The following is a 26,712-nucleotide window of genomic DNA, read 5'->3' on the forward strand; positions in this document are numbered from 1 at the left end:
AGGCCCGACGTTGCGCCGGGCACAGAGAAATGGGCGGTATCAAACCACCGGCAGCGCCTGCTGCAGCCGGGCCGATTCCAGCCCCAGTTCGATCAACGCCATCACCGCGATGGCGTCGGCGGCCGGCACCGGGTTTTCGCCTATGCAGGTGATCGCGTCGCGCACCGCCGCGTAATAAGCCGGATAATTGCCGGGAATGTTGAGCAGCGGCTGTTCCGCCAGCAGATCGTCACGTGACAGCGTCACCACGCCGTCGCGCATGTCATAGCCCCAATCGGCCTGCGGCAAGCGCTCGCCGGCCTTCAGCCGGTCCTCCTGCGGATCGAGGCCGTATTTGACATAGCTGCCGCGGGTGCCGTGCACGACGTAGCGCGGGCTCTCCGCCGCCGCCAGCATGCTGGCGTGCAGCACCACGCGGCGATCGCCATAGCTCAGCAGCGCGTGAAAATAGTCCACCGCCTGTGCCCCCGGCCGCAGCTCACCCAGATCGACAAACAGTCGGTCGGGCTTGCCGAATAATTGCAGCGCCTGATCGAGCAGATGCGGCCCCAAATCGAACCAGATGCCGCTGCCGGCGCCGCCCTGTTCGCGCCAGCGCTGGCGCACCTGTGGCCGGTAGCGATCGAAATGCGACTCGAAGTACACCACCTCGCCCAACGAACCGTCGTTCAGCAGCGCCTTAAGGGTAAGGAAATCGCTGTCCCAGCGACGGTTGTGGAACACCGACAGCAGTAAACCGCTCTGCTGCGCCTGCTGTTGCAGCGCCCGAGCTTGTGACAGCGTCACGGTGAAGGGTTTATCCACCACCACGTGCTTGCCGGCGGCCAGCGCCTGTTGCGCCAGCGGGAAATGAGTGTCATTAGGGGTGGGAATCACGATCAGATCGAGGGTCGGATCGGCGAACAGCGCTTGCGCATCGCCCACCACCGTCATCGACGGCCAGTCGGCGTGCACTTTGCCGGCATCGCTGCTGGAAACGGCGGCCAGTTCCAGCCCCGGCGTACCGGCGATTAGCGGCGCATGAAAGGTTTTACCGGCGTAGCCGTAACCGACCAGCCCGACACGAATTTTTTCAGCCATGGGATTTCCTCTTGCAGGCTCACGACAGACCCTTTCGATTTGACACCATGCGGCCGGATGGAACAAGAAGTAAATGAGATGTTAATTCAAAGCGAGGCCGGAGTAGCCAAACGTGCGGCCCGGCGCCGCAATGCCGAGCTATCCGCTTGATAGAGATGACGAAGCCTATATTACCCGCTAAGCTATGCCGCCTGTGATCCCCGATTCAATCAGGAAGCCGTTTTATGTCTCAAGCTGAATACTCTCGTATCGGCGGTTGGTTGCTGGCCCCGCTGGCCTATCTGATCGTTACCCTGCTCAGCGCCAGCCTGATGCTGCTCCTGTACGCCATGGCGATCTTCATGCCCGAGTCGCGCGACTATCTGTTGACCAACGCCCAGGCGTTTACCCTGCAATGGTACTTTTCGGTGCTGACCACGCTCTTGATGTGGGGCTTTACCCTGTGGCTGGTGTTTCTGTTCTGCCAGCGGTCGCAGCGCTTCCCTAAACTGTTCTTGTTATGGCTGCTGATCACGGTGATCCTGGCGGTGAAAGCCTTCGCCTTCGCGCCGGTGCCGGATGAAGTGGCGGTGCGCAGCCTCGGCTGGCCGCTGCTGATGGCGGCGCTGCTGGTGCCTTATATCAAGCGCTCGCAGCGGGTCAAAGGCACCTTTACCGAACGTTAAAGGCGGTTGCAGCACGTTTTATCGGGTATTTTGTGTAAATTTTCGCCAAAAAAGGCAATACCCCTGCGATTCATATGTTGTCGTCCGGCCGCCGATTCCCGATAATAGGCGGCTTTTATTTTTTTAGGCATCGCAATGACCGAATACCTGCTCCTGTTTGTCGGCACCGTACTGGTGAACAACTTCGTTCTGGTGAAGTTTCTTGGCCTGTGCCCGTTCCTCGGCGTTTCCAAGAAGCTGGAAAGCGCCATCGGCATGGGAATGGCCACCACCTTCGTCATGACGCTGGCCTCCGTCAGCGCCTGGGTGATCAACACCTTTATTCTGGTTCCGCTGGATCTGGTGTACCTGCGCACGCTCTCCTTCATTCTGGTGATCGCCGTCGTCGTGCAGTTCACCGAGATGGTAGTGCGCAAAACCAGCCCGGCGCTCTACCGCCTGCTGGGCATCTTCCTGCCGCTGATCACCACCAACTGTGCGGTGCTGGGCGTGGCGCTGCTTAACGTCAACCTCGGCTACAACTTCCTGCAGTCCGCCGTTTACGGCTTTAGCGCCGCCGCCGGTTTCTCGCTGGTGATGGTGCTGTTCGCCGCCATTCGCGAACGTCTGGCGGTGGCCGACGTGCCGGCGCCGTTCCGCGGCTCCTCGATCGCGCTGATCACCGCCGGGCTGATGTCGCTGGCCTTTATGGGCTTTACCGGGCTGGTGAAATTCTAATGACTGCGTTGTGGATAGCTATCGCGGCTCTAAGCGCGCTCGGGCTGCTGTTCGGACTGGTGCTGGGCTACGCCGCGCGCCGTTTTGAGGTGGAAGAGGATCCGGTCGCCGAGCAGGTCGATTCGATCCTGCCGCAGAGCCAGTGCGGCCAGTGCGGTTACCCCGGCTGTCGCCCCTATGCCGAGGCGGTGGCCAACGGCGAGATGATCAACAAATGCGCGCCGGGCGGCGAACAGGTGATGCTGAAACTGGCGGAGCTGCTCAACGTCGAGCCGCAGCCGCTGGGCAGCGAAGCCGCCGCCGAGCCGGAGCGTAAAGTGGCCTATATCGACGAGGCCAACTGCATCGGCTGCACCAAGTGCATTCAGGCCTGCCCGGTGGACGCCATCGTCGGCGCCACCCGCGCCATGCATACCGTCATTACCGACCTCTGTACCGGCTGCGATCTGTGCGTCGCCCCTTGCCCTACCGACTGTATTGAAATGAGACCGGTCGCTACCACCACCGCCAACTGGAAGTGGGACATGAAGACGATCCCGGTGCAAGTGATCCACGTGGAGCAACATGCTTAATCTGTTCGCCGCCTTTAAAAAAGACCGGATCTGGGATTTCGACGGCGGGATCCATCCACCGGAAATGAAAACGCAGTCCAGCGGTGCGCCGCTGCGTGTCGCGCCCCTGCCCAAGACCTTTATCATTCCGCTGCAACAGCATCTGGGGCCGGAAGGCGAGCTGTGCGTCAGCGCCGGCGATCGGGTGTTGAAAGGCCAGCCTCTGACCGTCGGCCGCGGCCGCACCGTGCCGGTGCACGCCCCGACCTCGGGCACCGTCAGCGCCATTACGCCGCACATCACCGCGCACCCGTCCGGGCTGACGGAGCTGTGCGTGATTATCGAGGCAGACGGGGAAGACCGCTGGTGCGAGCGCGATCCGGTGGCCGACTATCGCCAATCGCCCGCCGCGGAACTGATTCAACGTATTCATCAGGCCGGCATCGCCGGCCTGGGCGGCGCAGGTTTTCCGACCGCCAGCAAACTGCAAGGCGGCATGAACGGCGTGGAAACGCTGATCCTCAACGCCGCCGAGTGTGAGCCTTACATTACCGCCGACGACCGTCTGATGCAGGAACATGCCGATCAGATCATTGAAGGCACGCAGATCCTGCAACACATTCTGCAACCCAAGCTCACGTTGATCGGCATCGAAGACAATAAACCGGAGGCAATCGCGGCGCTGAAACTGGCGTTGCGCGGCCAGCCCGGCATTGCGCTGCGCGTCATCCCGACCAAATACCCGTCCGGCGGCGCCAAGCAGCTGACCAAAATTTTGACCGGTAAGGAAGTGCCGCACGGTAAGCACTCCTCCGCTATCGGCGTATTGATGCAAAACGTCGGCACCGCCTTCGCCATCAAGCGAGCGATCGTCGACGGCGAACCGCTGATTGAGCGCGTAGTGACCCTGACCGGCGAGGCGATCGAGCACCCCGGCAATCTGTGGGCTCGCATCGGCACGCCGGTGCAGCACCTGCTCGACTTCGTCGGTTTCCGCCCGCAGGCGCAGCAGATGGTGGTCATGGGCGGCCCGCTGATGGGCTTCACCCTGCCCGCGCTGAACGTGCCGATCGTCAAGATCAGCAACTGCATTCTGGCACCGACGGTGGATGAAATGACGCCACAGGAACCGGAGCAGTCCTGCATCCGCTGCGGCCTGTGCGTAGACGCTTGCCCTGCCGGGCTGCTGCCACAACAGCTGTATTGGTTCAGCCGCGGGCAGGAGCACGACAAGGCGCGCAACCATAACCTGTTCGACTGCATCGAATGCGGTGCCTGCGCGTTCGTCTGCCCCAGCAATATCCCGCTGGTACAGTACTACCGGCAGGAAAAGGCCGAAATCAAGGCTATCGATCTGGAAGCGGCGCGCACCGCCGAGGCCAAGGCGCGTTACGAGGCCAAGCTGGCGCGTCTGGAGCGTGAAAAACTGGCGCGTGAAGAGCGACATAAAAAGGCCGCCGTCAAACTGACCGACGACGATCAGGGCGCAGTGCAGGCCGCGCTGGCGCGCGTGCGCAGCAAGAATGCCGAAGCGGCGGTTACGCCGGTCAACGGCCAGCAGCCGGATAACAGCGAGATGATCGCTGCCCGCGAAGCACGTAAAGCGCAGGCGCGCGAACGTCGTGCCCAGCTGGCTGCCGAGGTGGAAACGGAAGCGCCACCGGCGACCGCCGGCGACGACGCGCGTAAAGCCGCCGTGGCCGCGGCGCTGGCCCGCGTGAAAGCGCGCAAAGAGGCGCCGGCGGCAAACAACTCCGCCCCGGCGGCAACAGAGGACGATCCGCGTAAAGCGGCCGTTGCGGCCGCCCTGGCGCGCGTGAAGGCCAAAAAGGCAGAGCAGCAGGCTGATGCCCCTGCGCCGGCGGAAACGACGCCGGCTGCCGCCGAAGAAGATCCGCGCAAAGCGGCGGTCGCGGCGGCACTGGCGCGCGTAAAAGCCAAGAAAGCGGCGCAGCAGGCGGATGCCCCTGCACCGACGGAGTCGGCGCCGGCTGCCGCCGAAGAAGATCCGCGCAAGGCGGCGGTCGCGGCGGCACTGGCGCGCGTAAAAGCCAAGAAAGCGGCGCAGCAGGCGGATGACCCTGCACCGACGGAACCGGCGCCGGCTGCAGCCGAAGAAGATCCGCGCAAGGCGGCGGTCGCGGCGGCTATCGCCCGCGCCAAGGCCAAAAAAGCCGCCAGAGAATCGCTGGCGGCGGAAACGGAAGACAAATAATGATAGCGGCGCCTGGCTGACGCCAGGCGCCATTTAATCGATAGAAATCAGGTAGGTGTAATCCACTTCAATCTGACGCAGTTTGGATTCAGGATTCCACTCTTTGGTTTGAATGATCTCCATTTCCATACTGCCGCGCACTTTATCCTTCAACCCCGGCATCACATGCGACATCAGGTAGCCGAAAAACTGCAAACACTCTTTCGCCGACCCCTTATGGTTGATAGAGATAAACTCGCGGCTCGGCAAATGGAAGGTGTCTATCTGATGGTTGGAAAGAATATCCTTTCTGTGTTCAGGATCGACCGCCATCACCAGCGTGGATGAGAGCTCGTCGCCCTCCCCGGCATGAGGGGAGTAGATGCTGTAAATCCGCCGACAGTCGACGTGCAGCCCCTTGAAGAAGTCGTTGAAAATCTCATCCTTCATCGCCATGCAGGAAGAGTACTCCAGTTCCTGTTCGGAGGCGAAATCCAGCCGGCGAGTGAAGCCGACCAGCTGCATGTCGGGCAGCGTCAGCCGCTTCACTTCCGGGTAATAACCGGCGCCGTAGCTGGCTTCGAAGTTAAAGCGCGGCATCAGGTTTTTCACGTCCCAGTGCTCCATCGAGCGGTAGCGATTGGGGGTAGTGCCGAAGCGCTGCTTGAACATGCGGGTAAAGGTCTGCTGAGAGTCGAAGCCCAGCTCATCGGAGATATCGATGATGGAGCGACGAGTAATGCGCAACGCCACCGCGGCGCGCGTCAGGATGCGCGAACGGATATAGGTGGCGAGTTGAATGCCGGTAATACGCTTGAATTTACGCTGCAGATGCCACTTGGAATAGCCCGAAATACGCGCGACTTCATCCAGGTTTGGCCGTTTCTCCAGATGTATCTCCACCCACTCAATTAGCTCTTCAATAAAAAAAATGTCTTCATTTGTCATTATTATGGATTCACTGACTCAATAATGTTCGCGATAGTAACCTACACGGATTATGTGAAAGTTGTTATTTTGTGCGGAAATCTGGAGAAAAATGATATCTCATTCAGACGTTTACCCCATTTTCCGCGGTCGATGACGGCGCAAGTTCCACTGACAATTCCTCACGTTAGCCCATTTCCCGGCCAAAAAAAAATCAAATCGCGCCACCCCGATCGCCAGATGTGCGGAAAGCCGAATACCCCTATCATTAAGGCGTATTACCCTCGCATCGAATCAGGTAGAATGCTCGGCTATCATTTTTGCCGCGCCCGCAGTATGGCGCATCGAAACTGCCGCAGGCGCGGCGCAGAAGGTATCGTTACTCTATGAAGTTCAGGCCGGTATCACCCACAGCCGCCAAAGGCTTACACATCGCCAGCTCGCCTTTCACCCACAACCAGCAAAGCACCAGCCGCATTATGCTATGGGTCATGTTGGCGTGCATTCCCGGCATTGCGGCGCAGATTTGGTTTTTCGGCTACGGCGTGCTGATTCAGGTGGCGCTGGCGGCGATCGTCGCGCTGGCTGCAGAAGGCGCGATCCTCAAGCTGCGCAAGCTGCCGGTGCGCAGCCGGCTGGCGGATAACTCCGCCCTGCTGACCGCGCTGCTGCTCGGCATCAGCCTGCCGCCGCTGGCGCCGTGGTGGATGATCGTCATCGGCACCTTCTTCGCCATCGTTATCGCCAAACAGCTGTATGGCGGCCTCGGGCAGAACCCGTTCAACCCGGCGATGGTCGGTTACGTAGTGCTGCTCATCTCCTTCCCGGTGCAGATGACCAGTTGGCTGCCGCCGGATGAACTGCGCGCCGCCGCGCTTTCGCTCCACGACACGCTGCTGGCGATTTTCAGCGGCCATACCGCACAGGGCGCGACGCTGCACGAACTGCAGATGGGCGTGGACGGCATCAGCCAGGCCACGCCGCTCGACGGCTTCAAAACCGGCCTGCGCAGCGGCCACAGCGTGGAACAGGTGTTGCAGCAGCCGCTGTTCGGCGGCGCGCTGGCCGGTATCGGCTGGCAGTGGGTCAACCTCGGTTTCCTGGCCGGCGGCCTGTTTATGCTGGCGCGCCGCCTGATCCATTGGCAAATCCCTTTCAGCATGTTGGCCGCCATCGCCTTCTGTTCCGGTCTGACCTGGTGGATCGATCCGGCGCATCAGGCTTCACCGCTGATCCACCTGTTCTCCGGCGCCAGCATGCTGGGTGCGTTCTTTATCGCCACCGATCCGGTCAGCGCCTCCACCACGCCGAAGGGCCGCTTAATCTACGGCGCGCTGATCGGCATGCTGGTCTGGCTGATCCGCGTCTATGGCGGCTACCCTGATGGTGTGGCCTTCGCCGTGCTGCTCGCCAACATCACCGTCCCGTTAATCGACCACTACACGCAGCCGCGCGTGTACGGCCATCGCTAAGGAGCCGCCATGCTGAATTCCATGAGAAAGCACGGCACCACGCTGGCGGTGTTTGCGGCGGTCACCACCGGCCTGACCGCCGTGGTTTACGCCCTGACGAAAACCACCATCGCCCATCAGGCGGCGCTGCAGCAAAAAGCGCTGCTCGATCAGGTGGTACCGCCGGAAAACTACGACAACATCATGCAGAACGAATGCCTGCTGGTCAGCGATCCGGCGCTGGGCGACGGCGCGCCGCACCGCTTGTACCTGGCGCGCAAAAACGGGCAGCCGACGGCCGCCGCGCTGGAAACCACCGCGCCGGACGGCTATTCAGGCGCCATCAAGCTGCTGGTCGGCGCCGATTTCAACGGCACGGTGCTCGGCACCCGGGTGATTGAACACCACGAAACGCCTGGGCTGGGTGACAAAATTGAACTGCGCATTTCCGACTGGATTTCCTTCTTCAGCGGCAAGAAATTCGACGGCCCGGACGACAAACGCTGGGCGGTGAAGAAAGACGGCGGCATGTTCGACCAGTTCACCGGCGCGACCATCACCCCGCGGGCGGTGGTCAATGCGGTGCGCCGCACGGCGTTGTATATGGAAACGCTGCCGCCTAAACTTGAAAGCTTACCTGCGTGTGGAGCCGCCGAATGAGTGAAGCCAAAGAATTGATCGTTCAGGGGTTGTGGAAAAACAACTCCGCCCTGGTGCAGTTGCTGGGCATGTGTCCGTTGCTGGCGGTGACCTCCACCGTCACCAACGCGCTGGGCCTGGGGCTGGCCACCACGCTGGTGCTGACGCTGACCAACGCCTCCATCTCCGCGGTGCGCCGCTGGGTGCCGAGCGAAGTGCGTATTCCGATCTACGTGATGATCATCGCCGCGGTGGTGAGCATCGTGCAGATGCTGATCAACGCCTATGCCTTCGGCCTGTATCAGTCGCTCGGCATCTTTATTCCATTGATCGTGACCAACTGCATCGTGGTCGGCCGCGCCGAAGCGGTGGCCGCCAAGAAGCCGGTCGGCCTCTCGGCGCTGGACGGCATGGCCATCGGCCTTGGCGCCACCGGCGTGATGGTGACGCTGGGCTCGATGCGCGAACTGTTGGGCAACGGTACGCTGTTCGACGGCGCCGACCAACTGCTGGGCGGCTGGGCCAAGTCGCTGCGCATCGAAGTGGTGCATTTCGACAGCCCATTCCTGCTGGCGATGCTGCCGCCGGGCGCCTTTATCGGCCTGGGGCTGCTGCTGGCGGTCAAGTATCTGATCGACGAAAAAATGAAGGCGCGCAAAGCCCGCGCCGTGGCGGCGGAACCGCTGCTGGAACAAGGACGTGCTGAGAAGGCCTGATGAACAAGCAGAAGCGACTGGAAATTCTGACCCGGCTGCGCGACAACAACCCGCACCCGACCACCGAGCTGGTGTACACCACGCCGTTTGAACTGCTGATTGCCGTGCTGCTGTCTGCGCAGGCCACCGACGTGAGCGTCAACAAGGCGACCGCCAGACTTTACCCGGTCGCCAACACCCCCGCCGCCATGCTGGCGCTGGGGGTTGATGGCGTCAAGGAGTACATCAAGACCATCGGCCTGTTCAACAGCAAGGCCGAAAACGTGATCAAAACCTGCCGTATGCTGCTGGAGCTGCACGGCGGCGAAGTGCCGGAAGATCGCGCCGCGCTGGAAGCGCTGCCGGGAGTCGGCCGCAAGACCGCCAACGTGGTGCTCAATACCGCCTTCGGCTGGGCGACCATCGCCGTGGACACCCACATCTTCCGGGTGTGCAACCGCACCCACTTCGCGCCTGGCAAGAACGTCGAACAGGTGGAAGAGAAGCTGTTGAAGGTGGTGCCCGCCGAATTCAAGGTCGATTGCCACCACTGGCTGATCCTGCACGGGCGCTACACCTGCATCGCGCGCAAACCGCGCTGCGGCTCCTGCATCATCGAAGATCTGTGCGAGTATAAAGAGAAGGTTTATCCGGAATCCTGAGTCTGACGGGTGCGGCAAACCGCACCCGTCGCCGCCACTCCCCCCGCCAGCGCCTCTTTTTTATCGGAAATGTGATATCGCGCAGCAGTAACCCCGGCGTTATCGCGGTTTTCAGTGAAAAACTCAGTGCCGCGTTATTTTCAAGCGAAAAATTAGTCAAAAATTGCGGTGAACGTCACGCTTTCAGGATCACAAGGCGTTCACAAATGCCAGTCCCGTTTTCCTAAATTTCTATAATTTTACAAAACGCTGCATATGCACAACATTCCAATGGATTAACAACCACACATACACTGATGCGCTAAAAAATAGCAATTCAGCAGAATATATCCCTGTTTAAAATCCGTATAGCTTTTAATCAAAACAAAAAATCGGCAAACCATTAAAACCCGAAAGTTAATACTGCATAACATTTGCAACATCGCAGCATAATCCTGCGAGCGTTAAATGTAACCGAATATGACAAACTGCTTGCCACGTTGACAAAGATAGTGAACATTAACCGCCGTCCCCATCCTATAACAACGCAAAAGGATGCCGTTCCGCATCAACTTTTGTACTTTCCCGTCCTCCAAAGACGGGCTGCGAAAAAACAGAGGTACCAGTGTCAACAGCAAACAACCAACACCCGGAGAGCGTTAGCCTTAACGCGTTCAAACAACCGAAAGCGTTCTACCTGATCTTCTCGATCGAACTGTGGGAGCGTTTCGGCTATTACGGCCTGCAGGGCATCATGGCGGTTTATCTGGTCAAGATGCTCGGCATGAGCGAAGCCGATTCCATCACCCTGTTCTCTTCTTTCAGCGCCCTGGTATACGGCTTCGTCGCCATCGGCGGCTGGCTGGGCGACAAGGTGCTGGGCGCCAAACGCGTGATCGTGCTCGGCGCACTGGTGCTGGCCGCCGGTTACGCCATGGTGGCCTACTCCGGCCACGACATCTTCTGGGTTTACATGGGCATGGCGACCATCGCCGTGGGCAGCGGCCTGTTCAAGGCTAACCCGTCCTCCCTGCTGTCCACCTGCTATGAGAAAGATGACCCGCGCATCGACGGCGCTTTCACCATGTACTACATGTCGGTGAACATCGGTTCCTTCTTCTCCATGCTGGCCACCCCGTGGCTGGCGGCGAAATACGGCTGGAGCGTGGCGTTCTCCCTGAGCGTGGTCGGCATGCTGATCACCCTGGTCAACTTTATGATGTGCCACAAGTGGGTGAAGGAAAACGGCTCCAGACCTGACTTCAAGCCGCTGCATCTGCCGAAGCTGCTGATGGTGCTGGTCGGCATCGTGGCGTTGATCGCCGTGTCCAGCTGGCTGCTGCACAACCAGGTGATCGCGCGCTGGGCGTTGGCCCTCGTTTCCGCCGGTATCGTTCTGGTGTTCGCCAAGGAAACCTTCGCCCTGCACGGCGCCGCACGCCGCAAGATGATCGTCGCCTTCCTGCTGATGCTGGAAGCGGTGGTGTTCTTCGTGCTGTACAGCCAGATGCCAACCTCGCTGAACTTCTTCGCCATCCATAACGTGGAACACAGCATCTTCGGCGTCGCCTTCGAGCCGGAGCAGTATCAGGCGCTGAACCCGTTCTGGATCATGCTCGCCAGCCCGATTCTGGCCGCGCTGTATAACAAAATGGGCGATCGCCTGCCGATGCCGCACAAGTTCGCTTTCGGCATGATCCTCTGCTCCTGCGCCTTCCTGGTGCTGCCATGGGGCGCCAGCTTCGCCAACGAACAGGGCATCGTGTCGGTCAACTGGCTGATCCTGAGCTACGCGCTGCAGAGCATCGGCGAGCTGATGATTTCCGGCCTGGGTCTGGCGATGGTGGCACAGCTGGTGCCACAGCGTCTGATGGGCTTCATCATGGGCTCCTGGTTCCTGACTACCGCCGCCGCCGCGCTGATCGCCGGTAAGGTTGCCGGTCTGACCGCCGTGCCAAGCGACATCAACGACGCGCACGCTTCGCTGGCCATCTACAGCCATGTGTTTATGCAGATCGGCATCGTCACCGCCGTCATCGCTATCCTGATGATGCTGACCGCGCCGAAGCTGTACCGCATGACGCTGGACACCACCGAAGACGCCAATCAGAAAGCGCAGGAAGCCACTGCGGCTCGCTGACCGCCGGCGGATTGAGCGTAAATAAAAACACCGGGGTTAACGCCCCGGTGTTTTTTTATGCCGCAAGAAAAAGGTTTACGCTGACTTGGGTTTGCCGCTCAGGTTGGCCCACATGAATTCGCTTACCAGTGCGCTGTGGAACGCCGCCTGCTGCTTGTCGGCGGCGGCGCTGTGCCCGCCTTCGGTATTTTCATAGAAATAGGCCTGCTGATACCCCATAGCCTGCATGCGCGCCGCCATTTTGCGGGCGTGGGCCGGGTTGACCCGATCGTCGCTGGTCGCGGTATAGAACAGCACTGGCGGGTAGGCCGTCTGCGCCTGAATGTTGTGGTATGGCGAGAAGGTCTTGATGTAGGTCCACTCCTCCGGCTTGCTCGGATCGCCGTATTCGGCGATCCACGACGCGCCGGCGGAAAGCTGGGTATAGCGCTGCATGTCCAGCAGCGGCACTTCGCAGACGATGCAGCCGAACAGCTGCGGATACAGCGTCAGCATATTGCCCACCAGCAGGCCGCCGTTGCTGCCGCCGCGTGCGCCGAGATGCGGCGCCGAGGTCACCTTGCGTGCGATGAGATCTTCGGCCACGGCGGCGAAATCCTCATAGGCGCGATGGCGGTTCTGCTTGAGCGCCGCCTGATGCCAGGCCGGGCCATATTCGCCGCCGCCGCGGATGTTGGCCACCACGTACACCCCGCCGCGCTCCAGCCAGGCCGGCGCCTTGCCGCCAAGATAGCCCGGCAACAGCGACACCTCAAACCCGCCGTAGCCATACAGCAGCGTCGGTGTGCTGCCGTCCAGCTTGAGATCTTTGGCGGCGATCTGGAAATACGGCACGCGGGTGCCGTCCTTGGAGCGCGCGAAATGCTGGCTGACCTGATAGCCGGCGGCGTCAAAGTCCTGCGGCGCCTGTTTCAACAGCGTCGCCTCACCGCCGTCGAGATTGCCCATATACAGCGAGGTCGGCTGCAGGAACCCGCTGACGGTCAGGAAATAGGCGTTGCTCTCTTCGTCGATGCCGCCGGCGGAAAGGGTGCTGATGGCGCCGGGGTTGCCCAGCGGACGACGCTGCCAGCTGCCGCCCTGCGGCGTCAGCACCTCCAGCCGGTTGACCACATTATCCATGATGCTGAGGATCAGGTGATCGCGGGTGCCGCTGTAGCCGCTCAGCGCCTGCTCCGCCGTCGGGGTAAACAGCAGCTGCAGTTCGCGCTTGCCCGCCAGATAGTCATCGAAGTTGGCCGCCAGCAGCGCGCCGGACGGATAACGCTTGCCGCCCACTTCCCAGTCGCTGCTCGGTTTGATCAGCAGCCATTCCCGATGCGTGTCCAGCTCGGCGTCGGACGGGATGTCGATTTTTTTCTGCCGACCATCCTGAGCCAGCAAGAAATAGTCACGGCGATAGAAGTCCAGGCTGCGGCCGACGAAATCGCGCTCAAAGCCCGGCGTGCGGTCGTGATAGGCGAAGACCGCCATGTCTTCGGGCTGCGCTTCGTACAGCGTTTCGGCGGCGCTCAGCGGCGTGCCGCGCCGCCAGCGTTTGGCGATGCGCGCGTAGCCGGACTGGGTCATCGAGCCGGGGCCGAAATCGGTGGCGATGAACAGCGTGTCCCGATCGACCCAGGAAACCCGGCTTTTCGCCACCGGCACGTTGAAACCGTCTTTGACGAAACGTTTGGCAACCAGATCGAATTCGCGGATTTCGGTGGCGTCACCGCCGTCCGGCGACAGCTGCATCAGGCAATAACGGTATTCCGGCGCCAGCGGTTGCGAGCCCTGATAAACCCAATCCTTGCCCTCGGCTTTGCCCAACGCATCGATATCCAGCACCGTCTCCCAGGCCGGTTTGGCCTTGCGGTACTCGTCCAGCGTGGTGCGCCGCAGCAGGCCACGCGGGTTGGCCTGATCCTGCCAGAAGTTGTAATAGTACTCGCCGCGTTTGCTCACCCACGGGATCTGGGTGTCTTTATTGAGGATATCCAGGACTTCGCGCTCAATGCGCTGAAAGTCTTCGCCCTGACCGAAACGTGCCACGGTGCGCTGATTTTCCTGCTGCACCCAGTGCAGCGCTTTTTTACCCTGCAGCTCTTCCAGCCACAGGAATTCATCGCCGGCGGCCGCGCCGCCCTCCGCCGCCATCGCCAGGCGGATACTGTTAGGTAATGAAGTCATCGCGAATACGGCTCCTGCGGTTTGCGCACTGAGTTTAATGAACTGACGTCGATTGGTGACCGGCAAAATCAAGCTCCTTTTGAGTCGGCTGCAACGCCGCCCCGTCATGGGCGACAGCCTGTGAAATAAGAGTCATTTTCAACAAGGTAGGCGTTTGGCGGCGCGGAGTCAAAGCCCATGGCCGCCGCGTTGAATCAGGATTGAGGATAGTGGATCAGATCGTGGATACGCACCGTTTGCGAACCGGCGTTGCGGTAAGCGTGCGGCCGATCGGCCTGAAAGCGCATCGCCTCGCCGGCCGCCAGGCTGTGCCACGCGCCGTCTATCGCCAATTCTAATCGGCCGCTGATCACGATCACATGCTCGATCACGCCCGGCTCATGCGGCGACGATTCGCTGAGCGCACCCGGCGCGAGATCGATGACGAACATATCGAAACCCAGCTGGCGATCGTAGGGAAACAGCGGCACCACGCGCATGTCGGCGTTGTCCTGATCGTATACCGGCAGATCGCCATAGCGGTGCAACGTCGCCTGCTGCTGGGCGGGTGAGGCCTCAAGAAAGGCGGAAAACGCCACGTTGAAACCGGTGGCGATCTTCCACAGCGTCGCCACCGTCGGGCTGGACTCGCCGCGTTCAATCTGCCCGAGCATCGCCTTGCTGACGCCGGTGTATTCCGCCGCCTGCGTCAGGCTCCAGCCGCGCTGTGCGCGCAGCGTGCGAAGGGTGTGCGCCAAATGGCCGGCCAGTTCCTGCATCCTGTTCTCCTCTGCGTATCGTGCCCGATTATACCCGCTTGTGCGCTATAGCGCACGGTGCTATGCTGATTTCTTGCCGTGCGTTATAACGCACAACCACCGATTGGAGCTGCTCATGCGCCCTGCCGTCACCCTGCGTCATCTGACCCTGCCCGCCATCATGGCCGGCTTTGTCGCCGTTCTGGTCGGTTACACCAGCTCTGCCGCCATCATTTTCCAGGCCGCCGCCGCCGCGGGCGCTACGCCGGCGCAGATCGGCGGCTGGCTGAGCACACTTGGGATCGCAATGGGCGTCACTTCCCTCGGGCTGTCGCTTTACTATCGCACCCCGATCCTCACCGCCTGGTCGACGCCCGGCGCGGCGCTGCTGGTCACCAGCCTGCCCGGCACGCCGATCAACGAGGCGATCGGGGTGTTTATCTTCGCATCGGGACTGATCCTGCTGTGCGGCGTCACCGGGCTGTTCGCTCGCCTGATGGATTATATTCCGCAGGCGATTTCCGCCGCGATGCTGGCGGGGATCCTGCTGCGTTTCGGGCTGGACGCCTTCGCTTCGCTGCAGCTCAATTTCCTCCTCAGCGCCGGTATGGGGCTGGCCTATCTGCTCAGCCGCCGTTACCTGCCGCGCTACGCCATCGTATTGACGCTGGCGATTGGGCTGGCGATCGCCGCGCTGCAGGGCGATATCCAGCTGACGCAACAGACGCCGGCGTTCGCCGTGCCGGAATTTATCGCGCCGCATTTCAGCTGGCCGACGCTGCTCGGCATCGGCGTGCCCTTCTTCGTGGTGACCATGGCTTCACAAAACGCTCCCGGGATCGCTACGCTGCAGGCGGCGGGTTACCGTGTCCCCACCTCACCGCTGATCGCCTGGACGGCGCTGACCGCGCTGCTGCTGGCGCCATTCGGCGGTTTCTCGGTGTGCATCGCCGCCATTACCGCCGCCATTTGCATGGGGCCGGACGTGCATCCCGATCCGCAGCGGCGCTATATGGGCGCGGTGGCCGCCGGCGGTTTCTACCTGCTGGCCGGGCTGTTCGGCGGCGCCATCGGCCTGCTGTTCAGCGCGTTGCCGGTCGCCCTGATCCACACCATCGCCGGGCTGGCGTTGCTCGGCACCATCGGCGGCAGCCTGCAACGCGCGCTGCATGATGAAAAACAGCGCGACGCGGCGCTGATCGCCTTCCTCATCACCGCTTCCGGCGTCACGCTGCTCGGCATCGGTTCGGCCTTCTGGGGCATTGTCGGCGGCGCCATCGCCCATCTGCTGCTGTCGCTGCCGCGGCGAACCTCCGAGGCGTAACGGGCGGTCTACATTGACAAGCGACGCCGTGGCGCCTTCACTTTCTCTGTCGTCTGACTGTCAATTCACCTAATAAGTGACGCCGTCACCAAGGAAGCTTATGACTGAGAAAGCCGCGCTGTTGGCTCAGCGCCTGATACGCAATGTCGAACAGGTAGAGATGAAACATGACCGGCGGCCGCCGTTGTATGACAGCGTCGGCGCCCGTCTCGGCACCGGCACCGCCGCCGACAAGCTGGGCGCCTCTTTCGATTGTGTGGCGCCGGGCATGCGTTCCTGCCCCTACCATTTTCACTACGCTCAGGAGGAAATGTTCATCATTCTGGAGGGCAGCGGTACGCTGCGAGTGGCCGGAGAAATGCTGCCGATCGTCAGCGGGGATGTCATTTTCATTCCGCCGGGCCCGGAATACCCGCACCAGATCATCAACACTTCCGATGCGCCGCTGAAGTACCTGTCCGTCAGCACGCGCGAACAGCCGGAGCTGGTGATGTACCCGGATTCCGGCAAATACCAGGCGATGGCGCGCAGCGCAGACGGCGAGCAGGTGCGCTACCTGCAGCGCCCTTCAACCTCGCTCGATTACTGGCAGGATGAACCCTGAATCGCCGTCCGGCAACGGGATATCCAACGCGCGCGCCGCCAGTTCGGCCACGCGAAAGTCAATGTCAGCCGCCTGCCCGTCTTCCATGAACCAGGCGGCGGAGAGCCCCGACCAGGCCAGGATCCATTGCAGCAAGCGCCGGCGATCTAACCCGGCCAACCGGCACACCTGTTCCACGCGGCGCTGGAAAATGGCCGGATCGGTGGCGATACCGTAGTTGGGATTGCAGAAGATATTGGCGTAATCGAAGCTCCGTTCACCGTACAAACGCTTGGGGTCGATCGCCAGCCAGCCGCGTTCGCCGAAGTCGAGCACATTGTCATGGTGGATATCGCCGTGCAGCACGCTTTCTTCTCGCGGGCTGCTGAGCAATTCCGCCGCCGTTGTGGCGCTGAGGCGCAGCATGCCGCCGTGCGCCTGCGCCGCCGGCCACAGCGAGCTGAACCACTCCTGCAGCGGGATCAATTCGGGCAGCGGTGCCTCTCGCGGCGCATGCAAGGCGGCGATCGCCCGGCACAGGATCTGCGTGGCCTGTTCATCGTCGCCATCACGCACCAACTGCGCCAACGAACCTTCGCCCTGCGCGCGCTCCAGCAGAATGCCGTCGTCGTGCCACGCCAGCACCAGCGCGGCGCCTTCCCCGCGCCACCAGCACATCAGCCGTCCACCGAAGCGCTCCTCCTGCTCGCGGGCGATCTTCAGCATGGCGGCCTCGCCCCGGTAACGCACCGGCATCAGCAGACTGCTGTGGGTTTCGAAGGCTTTGCCATCCTGTTCCAGTTGCCAGCGTTGCAGGTAGGGAGTAAAAATCGGGTTCATCGTCTCATGCGTCCTTGTGGCCGAGCTGCGCCGCACTGTCACATTCGGGTGAAGACGACGTATAAAATAAAGAGGGATGATACTCTCAAATATCATCGGTGCGCGGCGCCTGGCCGCCGTTTCTTCAGTATCCTAACCAAGTTTGTCGATTTTATTAACCGGTCTTGCGCGGGGTTTGACCATGACATCATTAAAACGCACGAATTATCCGCAGTTGCCGACGCCGGGCGGCCCCTATGTGCATGCGGTGCGCCACGGCGATCGCTTATACGTTTCCGGCTTGACGGCCTACGCCACCGACGCTCAGGGATTGAGCGCGCCGGAGCAAACGCAGGAGATCCTCGAACAGCTGGCCACCATTGCCGCCAGCGAAGGCGTCAACCTCAAGGCATTGATTAAAATCAGCGTGTTCCTGACCGACATCGCCGATCTGGCGGGCGTGCGCCCGGTGCTGTTTGACTATTTCGATGGCGCGCTGCCGGCCTGTTCACTGATGGCGGTCAGCGCGTTGTTCTCACCCGCGGTGTGTGTGGAAATAGAGGCGGTGATGGCGTTGCAGTAATGCGCGGCTAGAGCGCGCCCTCATCCGGCACGCAGGGGCCGATCTTGAACCAGGCTTTGGCGATCCTCCCCTGTTCCACTTCATAGATGGCGATGACATCCATTTTGCCGCGCCCCTGCGGGAAATTGCGCGTCACCACTTCCTGATCGACCACCATATTGCCTACCGCCATGCGTTTTATCCGTTCGCCATACAGACTCGGCTCCTGGAAACGCACCAGATGCCGTTCACGGATCGCCGCCTTGCCGCTGGCCAGCAGCGTGTCTGGATGCTCGTAATACTGGGCGTCGTCCGCCCAGCAGGCCATAAAGGCCTCGATGTCGCGGGCGTTATAGGCGTCAAGCTGTTGTTGAACCACATCCTGCGGGCGTGCCGTTTTATCGTTCATCACATCCTCCTGCCGAAGTTAACCGCCGCATGCGTCGAACCCATCACGTTAACCGCCCAGTGCTGCAGCTTGATGACACGGCGAATTATGAATAAAAACCCAAAAATAACGAATAAATAACCTACCACGCCCAATGAACAATTCAAGCGCCCACGCATAAATTTTCTGCGCCGCGCCAGGGGCGGTGAAAACCGCATGACGCCGCGCGTTAATCTTTGCGACGGTGAGGGAAATTCTGCTAATTTAGCGTGAACAGCCTGACGATAACGAAACGCTATGCAGCAAAAACCGGTGTTGGACGAAGCCAGACAGTTAAAACGACTCAACGCCGCCACGCGGCGCCAATCCCATATGTACAAATGGATCGCGCTGATTGCGGCGCTGGATGCGCTGTTGGTGTTTTGGTATGACCGGGATATGCGCAACGTCACCTTCTCGGGAGCGGTTGCGCTGGTGTGCGGCTATTTGTGGATCCGCGATCGCAACAAGGCCCGGGGTTACCGGCGCGAGTTTGACCGCAAATTCGGCAAGCGCAGCGGCGATTAAGGCTGCATCGCCTCCAGCACTTTAGCACTGTCGACGATCTGCACGAACTTCACGATTTTGCCGGCGCGCAGCGTATAAATATGCGCAAAAGAGGCGCTGAAGGATTTGCCGGTGGCCCGGTAGGTGCCGTGATAAAAACCCTGAGCGATCACGTTGTCGCCGGCGTCGTAAAAGTGATCGACGTCGGCGCGGTAACCTTGCCATTCGCTGCCCAGGCGCTGATGCACGTTCTTGATGATGTTCTCCGGGCCGATATAGGTACCGGCGTAAGGGAAACCGGCGGCTTCGGTCCACTCGGCATCGGGAGCCAGCGCCGCCAGCAGATTGCGGCCGTTTTCTTCGGAGCTGCCTTCATAGGTTGCGCGCACTATTTCAAGAGGGGTTGGCATGTCTCTTCTCCCATGGCTGATGAGGATATTCCGGCCATCCCCGCGGACACAGGCTCTCACCAAGCGGAGACGGCGGAATTCGGCTATTCTAGGTTGCTTGTTTCGCTGCAAAAACCGCAGTTATGACAATAGTGGGTTGCACTTTAGTAAACAATAGCCGTTTTACTGTCATCCTCCCGGCATCCGGCACGGCTATGCTGATTGACCGATTTCCCCCAACAGGAGCTGAACGTGTCTTTACCCTCGCTGACGCAAGAGCTGTTACAACCGTTTTCCCCCTACCAGGCGCTGGCACAAACGTTGCTGCCGCTCACCCTCGAGTCGGACGACGGTTCGCATGACGTCGCGCACCTGCACCGGGTCTGGAAGAACTGCCGTCGGATCAGCAAGCAGGAAGGCGGCGACCGGCGCATTCTCTGCGCGGCGGTGCTGCTGCACGACGCCGTCGCGGTGGAAAAGAATTCGCCGCAGCGCCATCTGGCCTCGCGCATGGCGGCAGAGCAAGCCACGCTGACGCTGGCCCGGCTGGAATGGGCGCCGGCGGACATCGCGGCGGTGGCTCACGCCATTGAAGCGCACAGTTTTTCCGCCGGCATCCCGCCGCAAACGCTGGAGGCGAAGATCCTGCAGGATGCTGATCGCCTCGACGCTATCGGCCTTATCGGCGTGGCGCGCTGCTTCTATATCGGCGGCCGCATGCGCAGCGCGCTGTATGACGCCGCCGATCCGCGGGCCGAACATCGTCAATACGACGACAAGCGTTTCTGCCTCGACCACTTCGAAACCAAACTGTTCAAGCTGCAAGACGGCTTCCAGACCGCCGCCGGGCGGCAGATGGCCGAACAGCGCACCGAACGCATGCGGCGCTTTGTCGACGATCTGCTGGAGGAGGTGTAATGCCGGCCTACGGGGCATTTTCGTTATGCCCATAACATTTTCGGTCATATAACGCCGCTAAACTGTAAGTCAACTTCACCGAACGGGCGGCACAGATGAAAAAGTTGACGTTGAAAGAGATGACGGAAAGCGAACAGCGGGAAGTGAAAACCGAATTGGACAAGGCGCGTAAAAGCCATGGCAGGCCGCTGACCAACGCCGAACAGCACAAGGTCAAGGATGAAGTGGTGGCGCGCATCATGGCCGCCAGAGCGAAGCTCGCCAAGGCGGAGCGTGCAGAACGCAAAGCCAACCGCTACCGGCCAAGTGGCGACACTTTCAGTTGGTCTGCCACCATCGGCTCCCGCCCGCCGCGCTGAGCCAACCCTCCCCGCCGCGGCGGGGATTTTTATTTATTAGCCAAACTCATCCTCACCGGCGAATCATGAATAACAATGTTATCAATCTGTTGTAAATTGACAGCCTGATGAAGAATATTCATTATCACCCCACTTCCCCTTTTCGCGAGACTGCCATGGCCTACCCACGCAACGCTGATATTCTGATGACGCCTGCGTTGCCCCTTGGCGGTTTGGCGGCGGTTACATCAAAGAAACAGACGCTCATTTGACCGGGGCGCGCTGTCCCGTCAGATGAGCTGACTGGATGGCACGCAACGCCCCGCCTTCAATTTTCTCATCTGGCTTCTCTGTCGGTCACACAGAAGGAATATTTTATGGCCTCATTTTCGGGTGTTTGGGTGGCGATGGTTACCCCTTTCAATCACGACGCCGTCGACCTGCCGGCGGTACAACGCCTGGCGCGGCACCTGCTCGACGCCGGCATCGATGGTCTGGTGGTCTGCGGCTCCACCGGTGAAGCCGCCGCGCTGAGCAAAGAAGAACAGCTGGCGGTGCTCGACGCCGTATTGGAAGTGGCGCCTGCACGCCAGGTGGTGATGGGCCTTTCCGGCAATAACATGGCCGCCACGCTGCAAATGCAGCAGGCCATTCAGCTGCGCGACATCGCCGGCGTGCTGATCCCGGCGCCTTACTACATCCGCCCTTCGCAATGCGGCCTGATCGACTATTTTACCCAGTTGGCCGACGCCTCCACCGTGCCGGTGATCCTGTACAACATTCCGCAGCGCACCGGCATCGCCATGGAGCTGGCCACGCTGCGCCGGCTCGCACGCCATCCGCGCATCACCGCCATCAAGGACTGCGGCGGCAACCCTGACACCACCATGGCGCTGATCGCCGATGGCGAAATCGATGTGATGACCGGGGAAGACAATCTGATCCTCACCACGCTGTGCCTCGGTGGCACCGGCGCCATCTCCGCCGCCGCGCATGTTCACCCGGAACGTTTCGTCCAGCTGGTGCAGCAGGTCGCCGCCGGCGATCTGGCTGCGGCACGCAGCAACTTCTATGAGCTGCTGCCGATGATCCACCAGATGTTCAGCTTCCCGAATCCGGCGCCGGTCAAGACGGTGCTGGCCCAGCAGGGGCTGATCGCCAACGAGTTGCGTTCGCCGATGCAGGTGGCGCCGCCGGCGCTGCAGCAGCAGATCGCCGCGACGCTGGCGCAGCTGCAGCCCGCCGAGGCGATCGTCGGTTAAATTTGTTAGCTAAGCCGCTGTAATTTTGGTGCTATGGGACTACGATGAGTGGTTAAGCATGCCCGTCATTCGTCATCAACAAGGAGCTTCCGATGAAACTGTTCTATAAAGCCGGCGCCTGTTCGCTGTCCCCGCATATCGTGCTGCGTGAGGCAGGGCTGGATTTTACGGCGGAGAAGGTCGATCTGGCGCAGAAGAAAACCGAGAGCGGCGCCGATTACCTCGCCATCAACCCCAAGGGACAGGTCCCGGCGCTGCTGCTGGATGACGGCAGCCTGCTGACCGAAGGCGTGGCGATCGTGCAATATCTGGCGGACCGTGTGCCGGATCGCAACCTAATCCCGGCGGCGGGCACCCTGTCGCGCTACCACGCGATCGAATGGCTGAACTACGTCGCCACCGAGCTGCACAAAGGGTTCAGCCCGCTGTTCAACCCGAAAACGCCCGAGGAATATAAAACCATCGCGCGCGCCAGGCTGGAGCAGCAGTTCAGCTATCTGGATTCGGTACTGGCGAAGCAGCACTTCCTGTTGGGAAGCCGTTTCAGCGTGGCCGACGCCTACCTGTTCACCGTGCTGCGCTGGGCATTCGCCCTGCAGTTCGATGTGCGCAAGCACGCCCATCTGGCGGCCTGGTTCGATCGCGTTGCGGCACGCCCGGCGGTAGATGCGGCGCTGAACGCCGAAGGATTGAAGTAAGGTTCAGCCCCGGCGGCTCTCGCCGGGGCCCGATGCACTTACAGTTTTACCGCTTTGAATTCGCTGCGCGGTTGCACGATCCGATCCTGCGCCGCCACTACTTGCAGCTCGTATTCTCCCATCGCCTGCGTGGTCAGCATCACCTCATACACGGCGGCGGTCACGTGCTCCAGCGCTTTATCCAGCGCCTCGCCCTTCAGCAGATCCACCAGCAGCAGACCACTGGTCAAATCGCCGACGCCGACCGGCTGACGCGCCCCGAAGTCCACCAGCGGCCGGCTGATGTGCCAGGCTTCGTCCGCCGTCACCAGCAGCATTTCAAAACAGTCGGCGTGATAGCCGGCCCGGGCCAGATGCTTGACCAGCACCAGCCGCGGCCCTTTGGCGATCAGCGCGCGGGCGGCCTGCACCGCATCGGCCACGTTGGCGACGGCCATCTGGCTCAGCATCTCCAACTCCAGCAGGTTCGGCGCCATCATGTCGCTGCACGGCAACGCCTGGCGGCAGTGAAACTCGGCCACGCCCGGCGCCACGATGCAGCCTTTTTCCGGATGTCCCATCACCGGATCGCAGAAATACCAGGCATTCGGGTTCGCCTGCTTAACCTGGCGCACGATCTCCAGAATATGGTCGCCCTGCTCCGGCGAACCGATATAGCCACTCAACACCGCATCACAGCGCTTCAGTTGATCGATATTGGCGATGCCCTGCACGATCTCGGTCAGGTGATTGGCCGGCATGACGCAGCCGGTCCACTGGCCGTATTGCGTATGGTTGGAGAACTGTACCGTGTTTAGCGGCCAGACGTTGACGCCCATGCGGCGCATCGGAAATTCAGCCGCACTGTTGCCGGCGTGACCAAACACCACGTGCGACTGGATAGAAAGAATGTTTTTCATCGGAACAACTGACCTCGCCATGCCGTGTGCATCAGCCCGCGGCGAAATGATAATGGGTGCACAACGCGAAAACGTCATGCCGGCGCTGTTAAAAACAAGAAATAAGAGGAATTTTTATGCTTTCGACGGCGGCATATTGTAGCGAAAACACATCGGCAAAAAAAGCGCATATCCTACAGGTAACCGTACCAACGGCGTATGTGCACTCAAAACAACCGATTTGCTTTTTTGTCATTCTTGGCTGTACTTAAAGTTCACTGAGTCTTGCATTTGGGGAGGAAAAATGAATTTCATTTCATTACAACAAGATACAGCCATTATTTTCTATGCAATCATGGGCCGATATGCAGACAACCAAGAATTGACATACTTTACAAGGCAAATCGAGAAAGCGTTATACGACAATGTATATTTGGCTAACCAGCTTATTGACTCTCCCAGTGGCCATCTTCGCTATAACGGCTTAACTACTGTGCAAAAAGTAGAATATATCTATCATAATGCGACCGGCCAATCTCCTTCACCGACCAAGTTGGACTTGTTAGTCAATCAAGTCAACGCGGGACTCTCTTTAGGTCAGTTAGTCAGTAACTTAATAAACGACACTCGTCATTACATCGGCAACGACCCCACTACAACAGCTCAGCAAAAACACATGTTCGAGACTATTAACGCTACGCTATATCCAACACCAGCGACCTCGGCTACTAGTGCTGCAGCTGACGTACAAGGGATTTATTATACTATTGGCAGTCTATTTAATGCTGATGGCGTCAATTATTGGAGCAAGGCTATTGCGGATGGACGGGTTAGTGTTAATTATGTCGCTAATAACTTTGTAGAATCACGAGCATGGTTGCTTTCATTGAATAATGACGAATTCGTCAAGAGAATATACAAGTGCATTTACGACTTAACCCCCGATACTACAATCGTAGCTAAATACACCTCAGGTCTAAATAACAATAGCGAAACACGAGGCGACGTCATCATCCGTTTAATGACCGACGTTCGCAATGATGTAGATAACAGTATTGCCAAACAAAACTTTCTAAAAGCCACGCACGTCTATGGCTCTGGAGAATTCACGCCATTAAAGATGCAAGAAAATGTAGCGGTATTATTCCAATTACTGACGACAACTACCGGATTAGATGCCAGAGGACTTGACAGTTTTAGTAGAATGTTAGACAGTGGAAAATCTGAACTAGCATTATTGACACTTCTTACGCAGTCTACCTCACATTTTAGTTCCGCCTCAGATTTTAGTTCACTTTATATCAAACTATATGGCCAAGCTTTAACTAATGAGCAAAAAAACGTTATATTGCAACAAGCGGAGAACAACGCCTTACAGGCGACATTAAATATTATAGAGGCATATCGCAATGGGAAATCACCATTGAATGATGGCCCTCTCCCGCTAACCAAAGACATTGCCACACTTGAACAACAGATAGGCGAAAAATTAGGTTACCAGGAGAATGGAAAAATCACACTGGATCGAGACGGCGCATTGATTGGCGATATTAACTCAGGGAGCATTCATAGATTATCACATGCCGAAATTGGCGTCCTTAACTCTGCTTCTCTGGATGTTAATTATGCCAGCGCAATCGATCTTAGATTTGCAAAATCATTAAAAAACTTAACATTACAAGGCGATTACGCCGCCAATGCCATTGTTATTAACTCATTGAGTGGAAGATCGATAACTCTTTACCTCAACAAAAACAATCTGTTAAATGCAGACAATATCATTGAGCTCACCGAACTTGCCAGTAGCCGATTGATAGCCGATCAACTCAATATTGCCGACTCGAAAATAAATATGAGTCTCAGTGGAAACGAACTCACTCGATTGCTATGGAATGGCAATAGTATTGCAGGGGGAGCAAACGCTATCGATAAAGAGTTTCTGGCAACGTTTTTAGCCAAGTCTTCTTCTTCGCAGAGCAGTATTTCTGCTAATTTTATCAGCAAAAACGTATACTTGACATCTAACGGCGGCAATGGATATGACGCCGAAATTATAAGTAATATAAATCAGTTTTTGTATTTTGGCGGTATAGAACTTGGTGGTTATCGTGGTACAGGAAACATCTATCTTAACGGTGAGTTAATCTCAACCGAGGGAAAAAATATTTTTGATTTCGGTCTATTAAACCAAACTGCCAAGGTCTATGGCACTCATCCTCAGCCAATAAAGATTCTGGCTCAAGGTGAACTACCGAAAACACCTACCGATGGAGGTAAAGCCACTGGCTCTTCGGGATTAATCTTGTCCGGTATGGCTGATGATGTAAAGGTAATTAATACCAGTTGGTCCAGTATGCTTACGATAAATGGGGATGCCTCTGCTAGCAGTAAATTGACGCTTGAAATGGCAAAACACCTCGTCGATGATGCTTTCAAAATCAACATAGGCGCTAATAATGGCGGATGGATTAATGCAGGAGAAATAAATATAATTAGTCAAGATAAAACGACACAAGAAAGTCTGAAATTAGAGTCAAGTGGAAACACAATAAATACAATTTCACTCGGGGGAAGCGATAACAATATATCAAATATCACAGTTACCGCCAGTACACGACTATACCTAACCATTAAAGAGGATTTTAGTGATACGCTGCAATCCATAGAATTACCTGAAAATGATCCACGCCACAATGCCGTCATTGATCTTTTCCTCGAGAAAGGTGGTAGTGGTGGTGGCGCTTTCTATTCGCTTCTGTCTTCTCTAAACAACATATCCCCTTACGAGCATATCATTAGCAGTCTTTTTGGTAACTTATTGGATATAGAAACCTTCAACGGCGGTAACTTTACGGTACATGGCAATACAATCATTGGAAACTCAACAACTGGCGTGCGAAACGTATCCTTCGAAAATAGTAATATAGAGGATTTGGTCACCTTAAATAGATACAGTTACGATCAAATACATGCTGGGTCAGCTGATAGAAAGTGGAATTTTGGGCCGAATGAAAAAGGTAACATTGAAATTTATGGTAACATTAGTCAACCTAATCAAATTAATACGTTATTTAATTCATTGGCAATAAATAACACTGATCGTGCGTTTGATGTTTTAGCCAAGGCAATGTCAAAAATCACCAAAGGTGCCAGTGAAAATAGTTTAGCTGAGGTGGGCGCAGTGGGAATGGGTGACAACATCTATGTTATTATCGACAAAAACCACAATCAGAAATTCGACGAAAATGATACTGTTTTTTCTATCGCAAATGAAAATATCTATTCATTAGCAAATACTCTTCATTATCAAGCTCCTACAATTGATCTTAACGGTTTTGCGCCGGACTATTTTGCTTAAAAAAATGGCCCGGAAATATTTCGGGCCATTCATATGGGACTAT

General features: G+C 58.4%; 26 protein-coding genes. 18 read left to right on the plus strand and 8 right to left on the minus strand.

The features are described 5' to 3' along the window. Window positions 1-39 precede the first annotated feature (39 nt). On the minus strand, window positions 40-1,080 hold the full coding sequence (locus tag AC2CGQ_RS08145) for an oxidoreductase (protein ID WP_103085594.1): 1,041 nt from the start codon (window positions 1,078-1,080) through the stop codon (window positions 40-42). 224 nt (window positions 1,081-1,304) lie between these two features. Between AC2CGQ_RS08145 and AC2CGQ_RS08150 the strand changes: the two genes are divergently transcribed. The 4 genes from AC2CGQ_RS08150 to rsxC all read left to right on the plus strand — a co-directional run bounded on the left by AC2CGQ_RS08150 (window position 1,305) and on the right by rsxC (window position 5,228). Then, window positions 1,305-1,745 carry a DUF2569 domain-containing protein gene (locus tag AC2CGQ_RS08150; RefSeq protein WP_004938446.1) on the plus strand — a complete coding sequence of 147 codons (441 nt, stop codon included), beginning with the start codon at window positions 1,305-1,307 and terminating at the stop codon, window positions 1,743-1,745. Window positions 1,746-1,880: 135 nt separating this feature from the next. Then, entirely contained in the window at window positions 1,881-2,462 is a 582-nt protein-coding gene (gene rsxA, locus AC2CGQ_RS08155) for an electron transport complex subunit RsxA (protein WP_004938443.1), read from the plus strand. Further along, window positions 2,462-3,034 carry an electron transport complex subunit RsxB gene (gene rsxB / locus AC2CGQ_RS08160; protein WP_015377753.1) on the plus strand — a complete coding sequence of 191 codons (573 nt, stop codon included), beginning with the start codon at window positions 2,462-2,464 and terminating at the stop codon, window positions 3,032-3,034. Before rsxA ends, rsxB begins: the two co-directional genes overlap by 1 nt. Next, window positions 3,027-5,228 (plus strand): electron transport complex subunit RsxC, encoded by a 2,202-nt coding sequence (gene rsxC / locus AC2CGQ_RS08165; protein WP_484593565.1) that lies wholly within the window; start codon window positions 3,027-3,029, stop codon window positions 5,226-5,228. The genes rsxB and rsxC overlap by 8 nt, the downstream gene beginning before the upstream one ends. Before the next feature lie 33 nt (window positions 5,229-5,261). Here the strand turns inward: rsxC and AC2CGQ_RS08170 are convergent, their stop codons facing one another. Next, window positions 5,262-6,155, minus strand: a complete 894-nt coding sequence (locus AC2CGQ_RS08170) for a helix-turn-helix domain-containing protein (RefSeq protein WP_004938420.1) — start codon at window positions 6,153-6,155, stop codon at window positions 5,262-5,264. A 365-nt stretch (window positions 6,156-6,520) separates the two neighbouring features. Between AC2CGQ_RS08170 and rsxD the strand changes: the two genes are divergently transcribed. The 5 genes from rsxD to dtpA all read left to right on the plus strand — a co-directional run bounded on the left by rsxD (window position 6,521) and on the right by dtpA (window position 11,700). Further along, on the plus strand, window positions 6,521-7,606 hold the full coding sequence (rsxD, locus tag AC2CGQ_RS08175; RefSeq protein WP_103085596.1) for an electron transport complex subunit RsxD: 1,086 nt from the start codon (window positions 6,521-6,523) through the stop codon (window positions 7,604-7,606). Window positions 7,607-7,615: 9 nt separating this feature from the next. After that, entirely contained in the window at window positions 7,616-8,245 is a 630-nt protein-coding gene (rsxG, locus tag AC2CGQ_RS08180) for an electron transport complex subunit RsxG (protein ID WP_484593566.1), read from the plus strand. Continuing rightward, window positions 8,242-8,940: an electron transport complex subunit E gene (locus tag AC2CGQ_RS08185; protein ID WP_004938409.1), complete on the plus strand. Its 699-nt coding sequence runs from the start codon at window positions 8,242-8,244 to the stop codon at window positions 8,938-8,940. Before rsxG ends, AC2CGQ_RS08185 begins: the two co-directional genes overlap by 4 nt. Then, window positions 8,940-9,581 (plus strand): endonuclease III, encoded by a 642-nt coding sequence (gene nth, locus AC2CGQ_RS08190; RefSeq protein WP_103085597.1) that lies wholly within the window; start codon window positions 8,940-8,942, stop codon window positions 9,579-9,581. The genes AC2CGQ_RS08185 and nth overlap by 1 nt, the downstream gene beginning before the upstream one ends. A 604-nt stretch (window positions 9,582-10,185) precedes the next feature. Continuing rightward, window positions 10,186-11,700 carry a dipeptide/tripeptide permease DtpA gene (gene dtpA, locus AC2CGQ_RS08195; RefSeq protein ID WP_004938405.1) on the plus strand — a complete coding sequence of 505 codons (1,515 nt, stop codon included), beginning with the start codon at window positions 10,186-10,188 and terminating at the stop codon, window positions 11,698-11,700. A 75-nt stretch (window positions 11,701-11,775) separates the two neighbouring features. Here the strand turns inward: dtpA and AC2CGQ_RS08200 are convergent, their stop codons facing one another. Together AC2CGQ_RS08200 and AC2CGQ_RS08205 are read right to left on the minus strand one after the other, a co-directional pair. After that, the gene (locus AC2CGQ_RS08200; protein WP_484593567.1) at window positions 11,776-13,869 is read right to left on the minus strand and encodes a prolyl oligopeptidase family serine peptidase; all 2,094 of its coding nucleotides are present in this window, start codon (window positions 13,867-13,869) and stop codon (window positions 11,776-11,778) included. A gap of 194 nt (window positions 13,870-14,063) precedes the next feature. Beyond that, window positions 14,064-14,627, minus strand: a complete 564-nt coding sequence (locus AC2CGQ_RS08205; protein ID WP_015377747.1) for a helix-turn-helix domain-containing protein — start codon at window positions 14,625-14,627, stop codon at window positions 14,064-14,066. 115 nt (window positions 14,628-14,742) lie between these two features. Here AC2CGQ_RS08205 and AC2CGQ_RS08210 point away from each other — a divergent pair, with 115 nt between their 5' ends. After that, window positions 14,743-15,930, plus strand: a complete 1,188-nt coding sequence (locus AC2CGQ_RS08210; protein ID WP_118911586.1) for a benzoate/H(+) symporter BenE family transporter — start codon at window positions 14,743-14,745, stop codon at window positions 15,928-15,930. A 100-nt stretch (window positions 15,931-16,030) separates the two neighbouring features. Continuing rightward, the gene (locus AC2CGQ_RS08215; protein ID WP_004938395.1) at window positions 16,031-16,534 is read left to right on the plus strand and encodes a cupin domain-containing protein; all 504 of its coding nucleotides are present in this window, start codon (window positions 16,031-16,033) and stop codon (window positions 16,532-16,534) included. On the opposite strand, the gene AC2CGQ_RS08220 is transcribed toward AC2CGQ_RS08215, so the two are convergent. Then, window positions 16,499-17,344 (minus strand): aminoglycoside phosphotransferase family protein, encoded by an 846-nt coding sequence (locus tag AC2CGQ_RS08220; RefSeq protein ID WP_484593716.1) that lies wholly within the window; start codon window positions 17,342-17,344, stop codon window positions 16,499-16,501. The two genes, AC2CGQ_RS08215 and AC2CGQ_RS08220, sit on opposite strands and share 36 nt — an antisense overlap. A 190-nt stretch (window positions 17,345-17,534) precedes the next feature. Here AC2CGQ_RS08220 and AC2CGQ_RS08225 point away from each other — a divergent pair, with 190 nt between their 5' ends. Further along, window positions 17,535-17,915 (plus strand): RidA family protein, encoded by a 381-nt coding sequence (locus tag AC2CGQ_RS08225; protein ID WP_015377745.1) that lies wholly within the window; start codon window positions 17,535-17,537, stop codon window positions 17,913-17,915. A gap of 7 nt (window positions 17,916-17,922) precedes the next feature. Here the strand turns inward: AC2CGQ_RS08225 and AC2CGQ_RS08230 are convergent, their stop codons facing one another. Then, complete coding sequence (locus AC2CGQ_RS08230) at window positions 17,923-18,303, minus strand: nuclear transport factor 2 family protein (RefSeq protein WP_015377744.1); 381 nt, start codon at window positions 18,301-18,303, stop codon at window positions 17,923-17,925. Between the two features lie 276 nt (window positions 18,304-18,579). Between AC2CGQ_RS08230 and AC2CGQ_RS08235 the strand changes: the two genes are divergently transcribed. Further along, entirely contained in the window at window positions 18,580-18,849 is a 270-nt protein-coding gene (locus tag AC2CGQ_RS08235) for a hypothetical protein (RefSeq protein WP_004938382.1), read from the plus strand. Here the strand turns inward: AC2CGQ_RS08235 and AC2CGQ_RS08240 are convergent. Next, a complete protein-coding gene (locus AC2CGQ_RS08240) occupies window positions 18,846-19,238 on the minus strand; it encodes a nuclear transport factor 2 family protein (RefSeq protein WP_004938379.1) in 393 nt (130 codons plus the stop codon). The two genes, AC2CGQ_RS08235 and AC2CGQ_RS08240, sit on opposite strands and share 4 nt — an antisense overlap. A 201-nt stretch (window positions 19,239-19,439) precedes the next feature. On the opposite strand from AC2CGQ_RS08240, the gene AC2CGQ_RS08245 reads away from it, so the two are divergent. The 4 genes from AC2CGQ_RS08245 (at window position 19,440) to gstA (ending at window position 22,433) form a co-directional block, all read left to right on the plus strand. Next, a complete protein-coding gene (locus tag AC2CGQ_RS08245) occupies window positions 19,440-20,135 on the plus strand; it encodes an HD domain-containing protein (protein WP_021505451.1) in 696 nt (231 codons plus the stop codon). A 95-nt stretch (window positions 20,136-20,230) separates the two neighbouring features. Further along, window positions 20,231-20,494 (plus strand): YjbD family protein, encoded by a 264-nt coding sequence (locus AC2CGQ_RS08250; RefSeq protein ID WP_004938373.1) that lies wholly within the window; start codon window positions 20,231-20,233, stop codon window positions 20,492-20,494. A gap of 356 nt (window positions 20,495-20,850) precedes the next feature. After that, window positions 20,851-21,735, plus strand: a complete 885-nt coding sequence (dapA, locus tag AC2CGQ_RS08255; RefSeq protein ID WP_156865612.1) for a 4-hydroxy-tetrahydrodipicolinate synthase — start codon at window positions 20,851-20,853, stop codon at window positions 21,733-21,735. Window positions 21,736-21,827: 92 nt separating this feature from the next. Beyond that, on the plus strand, window positions 21,828-22,433 hold the full coding sequence (gene gstA / locus AC2CGQ_RS08260; RefSeq protein WP_033633168.1) for a glutathione transferase GstA: 606 nt from the start codon (window positions 21,828-21,830) through the stop codon (window positions 22,431-22,433). Between the two features lie 38 nt (window positions 22,434-22,471). Here gstA and pdxY read toward each other — a convergent pair whose 3' ends face one another. Further along, entirely contained in the window at window positions 22,472-23,332 is an 861-nt protein-coding gene (gene pdxY, locus AC2CGQ_RS08265; protein ID WP_156865611.1) for a pyridoxal kinase PdxY, read from the minus strand. A gap of 283 nt (window positions 23,333-23,615) precedes the next feature. Here pdxY and AC2CGQ_RS08270 point away from each other — a divergent pair, with 283 nt between their 5' ends. Further along, window positions 23,616-26,669, plus strand: a complete 3,054-nt coding sequence (locus AC2CGQ_RS08270; protein ID WP_172574674.1) for a DUF4214 domain-containing protein — start codon at window positions 23,616-23,618, stop codon at window positions 26,667-26,669. Window positions 26,670-26,712: the final 43 nt, after the last annotated feature.

Source organism: Serratia sp. DFXYC6, from assembly GCF_057196085.1.

Excerpts from the sequence above, each read along its gene's own strand:
- AC2CGQ_RS08225 (WP_015377745.1), top strand. The coding sequence starts at position 17,535 with ATGACATCATTAAAACGCACGAATTATCCGCAGTTGCCGACGCCGGGC.
- rsxG (WP_484593566.1), top strand. The coding sequence starts at position 7,616 with ATGCTGAATTCCATGAGAAAGCACGGCACCACGCTGGCGGTGTTTGCG.
- AC2CGQ_RS08235 (WP_004938382.1), top strand. The coding sequence starts at position 18,580 with ATGCAGCAAAAACCGGTGTTGGACGAAGCCAGACAGTTAAAACGACTC.
- AC2CGQ_RS08150 (WP_004938446.1), top strand. The coding sequence starts at position 1,305 with ATGTCTCAAGCTGAATACTCTCGTATCGGCGGTTGGTTGCTGGCCCCG.
- nth (WP_103085597.1), top strand. The coding sequence starts at position 8,940 with ATGAACAAGCAGAAGCGACTGGAAATTCTGACCCGGCTGCGCGACAAC.
- AC2CGQ_RS08185 (WP_004938409.1), top strand. The coding sequence starts at position 8,242 with ATGAGTGAAGCCAAAGAATTGATCGTTCAGGGGTTGTGGAAAAACAAC.
- AC2CGQ_RS08250 (WP_004938373.1), top strand. The coding sequence starts at position 20,231 with ATGAAAAAGTTGACGTTGAAAGAGATGACGGAAAGCGAACAGCGGGAA.
- rsxC (WP_484593565.1), top strand. The coding sequence starts at position 3,027 with ATGCTTAATCTGTTCGCCGCCTTTAAAAAAGACCGGATCTGGGATTTC.
- AC2CGQ_RS08230 (WP_015377744.1), bottom strand. The coding sequence starts at position 18,303 with ATGAACGATAAAACGGCACGCCCGCAGGATGTGGTTCAACAACAGCTT.
- rsxA (WP_004938443.1), top strand. The coding sequence starts at position 1,881 with ATGACCGAATACCTGCTCCTGTTTGTCGGCACCGTACTGGTGAACAAC.
- AC2CGQ_RS08205 (WP_015377747.1), bottom strand. The coding sequence starts at position 14,627 with ATGCAGGAACTGGCCGGCCATTTGGCGCACACCCTTCGCACGCTGCGC.
- rsxD (WP_103085596.1), top strand. The coding sequence starts at position 6,521 with ATGAAGTTCAGGCCGGTATCACCCACAGCCGCCAAAGGCTTACACATC.
- AC2CGQ_RS08145 (WP_103085594.1), bottom strand. The coding sequence starts at position 1,080 with ATGGCTGAAAAAATTCGTGTCGGGCTGGTCGGTTACGGCTACGCCGGT.
- rsxB (WP_015377753.1), top strand. The coding sequence starts at position 2,462 with ATGACTGCGTTGTGGATAGCTATCGCGGCTCTAAGCGCGCTCGGGCTG.
- AC2CGQ_RS08240 (WP_004938379.1), bottom strand. The coding sequence starts at position 19,238 with ATGCCAACCCCTCTTGAAATAGTGCGCGCAACCTATGAAGGCAGCTCC.
- AC2CGQ_RS08200 (WP_484593567.1), bottom strand. The coding sequence starts at position 13,869 with ATGACTTCATTACCTAACAGTATCCGCCTGGCGATGGCGGCGGAGGGC.
- gstA (WP_033633168.1), top strand. The coding sequence starts at position 21,828 with ATGAAACTGTTCTATAAAGCCGGCGCCTGTTCGCTGTCCCCGCATATC.
- AC2CGQ_RS08215 (WP_004938395.1), top strand. The coding sequence starts at position 16,031 with ATGACTGAGAAAGCCGCGCTGTTGGCTCAGCGCCTGATACGCAATGTC.
- AC2CGQ_RS08270 (WP_172574674.1), top strand. The coding sequence starts at position 23,616 with ATGAATTTCATTTCATTACAACAAGATACAGCCATTATTTTCTATGCA.
- pdxY (WP_156865611.1), bottom strand. The coding sequence starts at position 23,332 with ATGAAAAACATTCTTTCTATCCAGTCGCACGTGGTGTTTGGTCACGCC.
- AC2CGQ_RS08210 (WP_118911586.1), top strand. The coding sequence starts at position 14,743 with ATGCGCCCTGCCGTCACCCTGCGTCATCTGACCCTGCCCGCCATCATG.
- dapA (WP_156865612.1), top strand. The coding sequence starts at position 20,851 with ATGGCCTCATTTTCGGGTGTTTGGGTGGCGATGGTTACCCCTTTCAAT.
- AC2CGQ_RS08170 (WP_004938420.1), bottom strand. The coding sequence starts at position 6,155 with ATGACAAATGAAGACATTTTTTTTATTGAAGAGCTAATTGAGTGGGTG.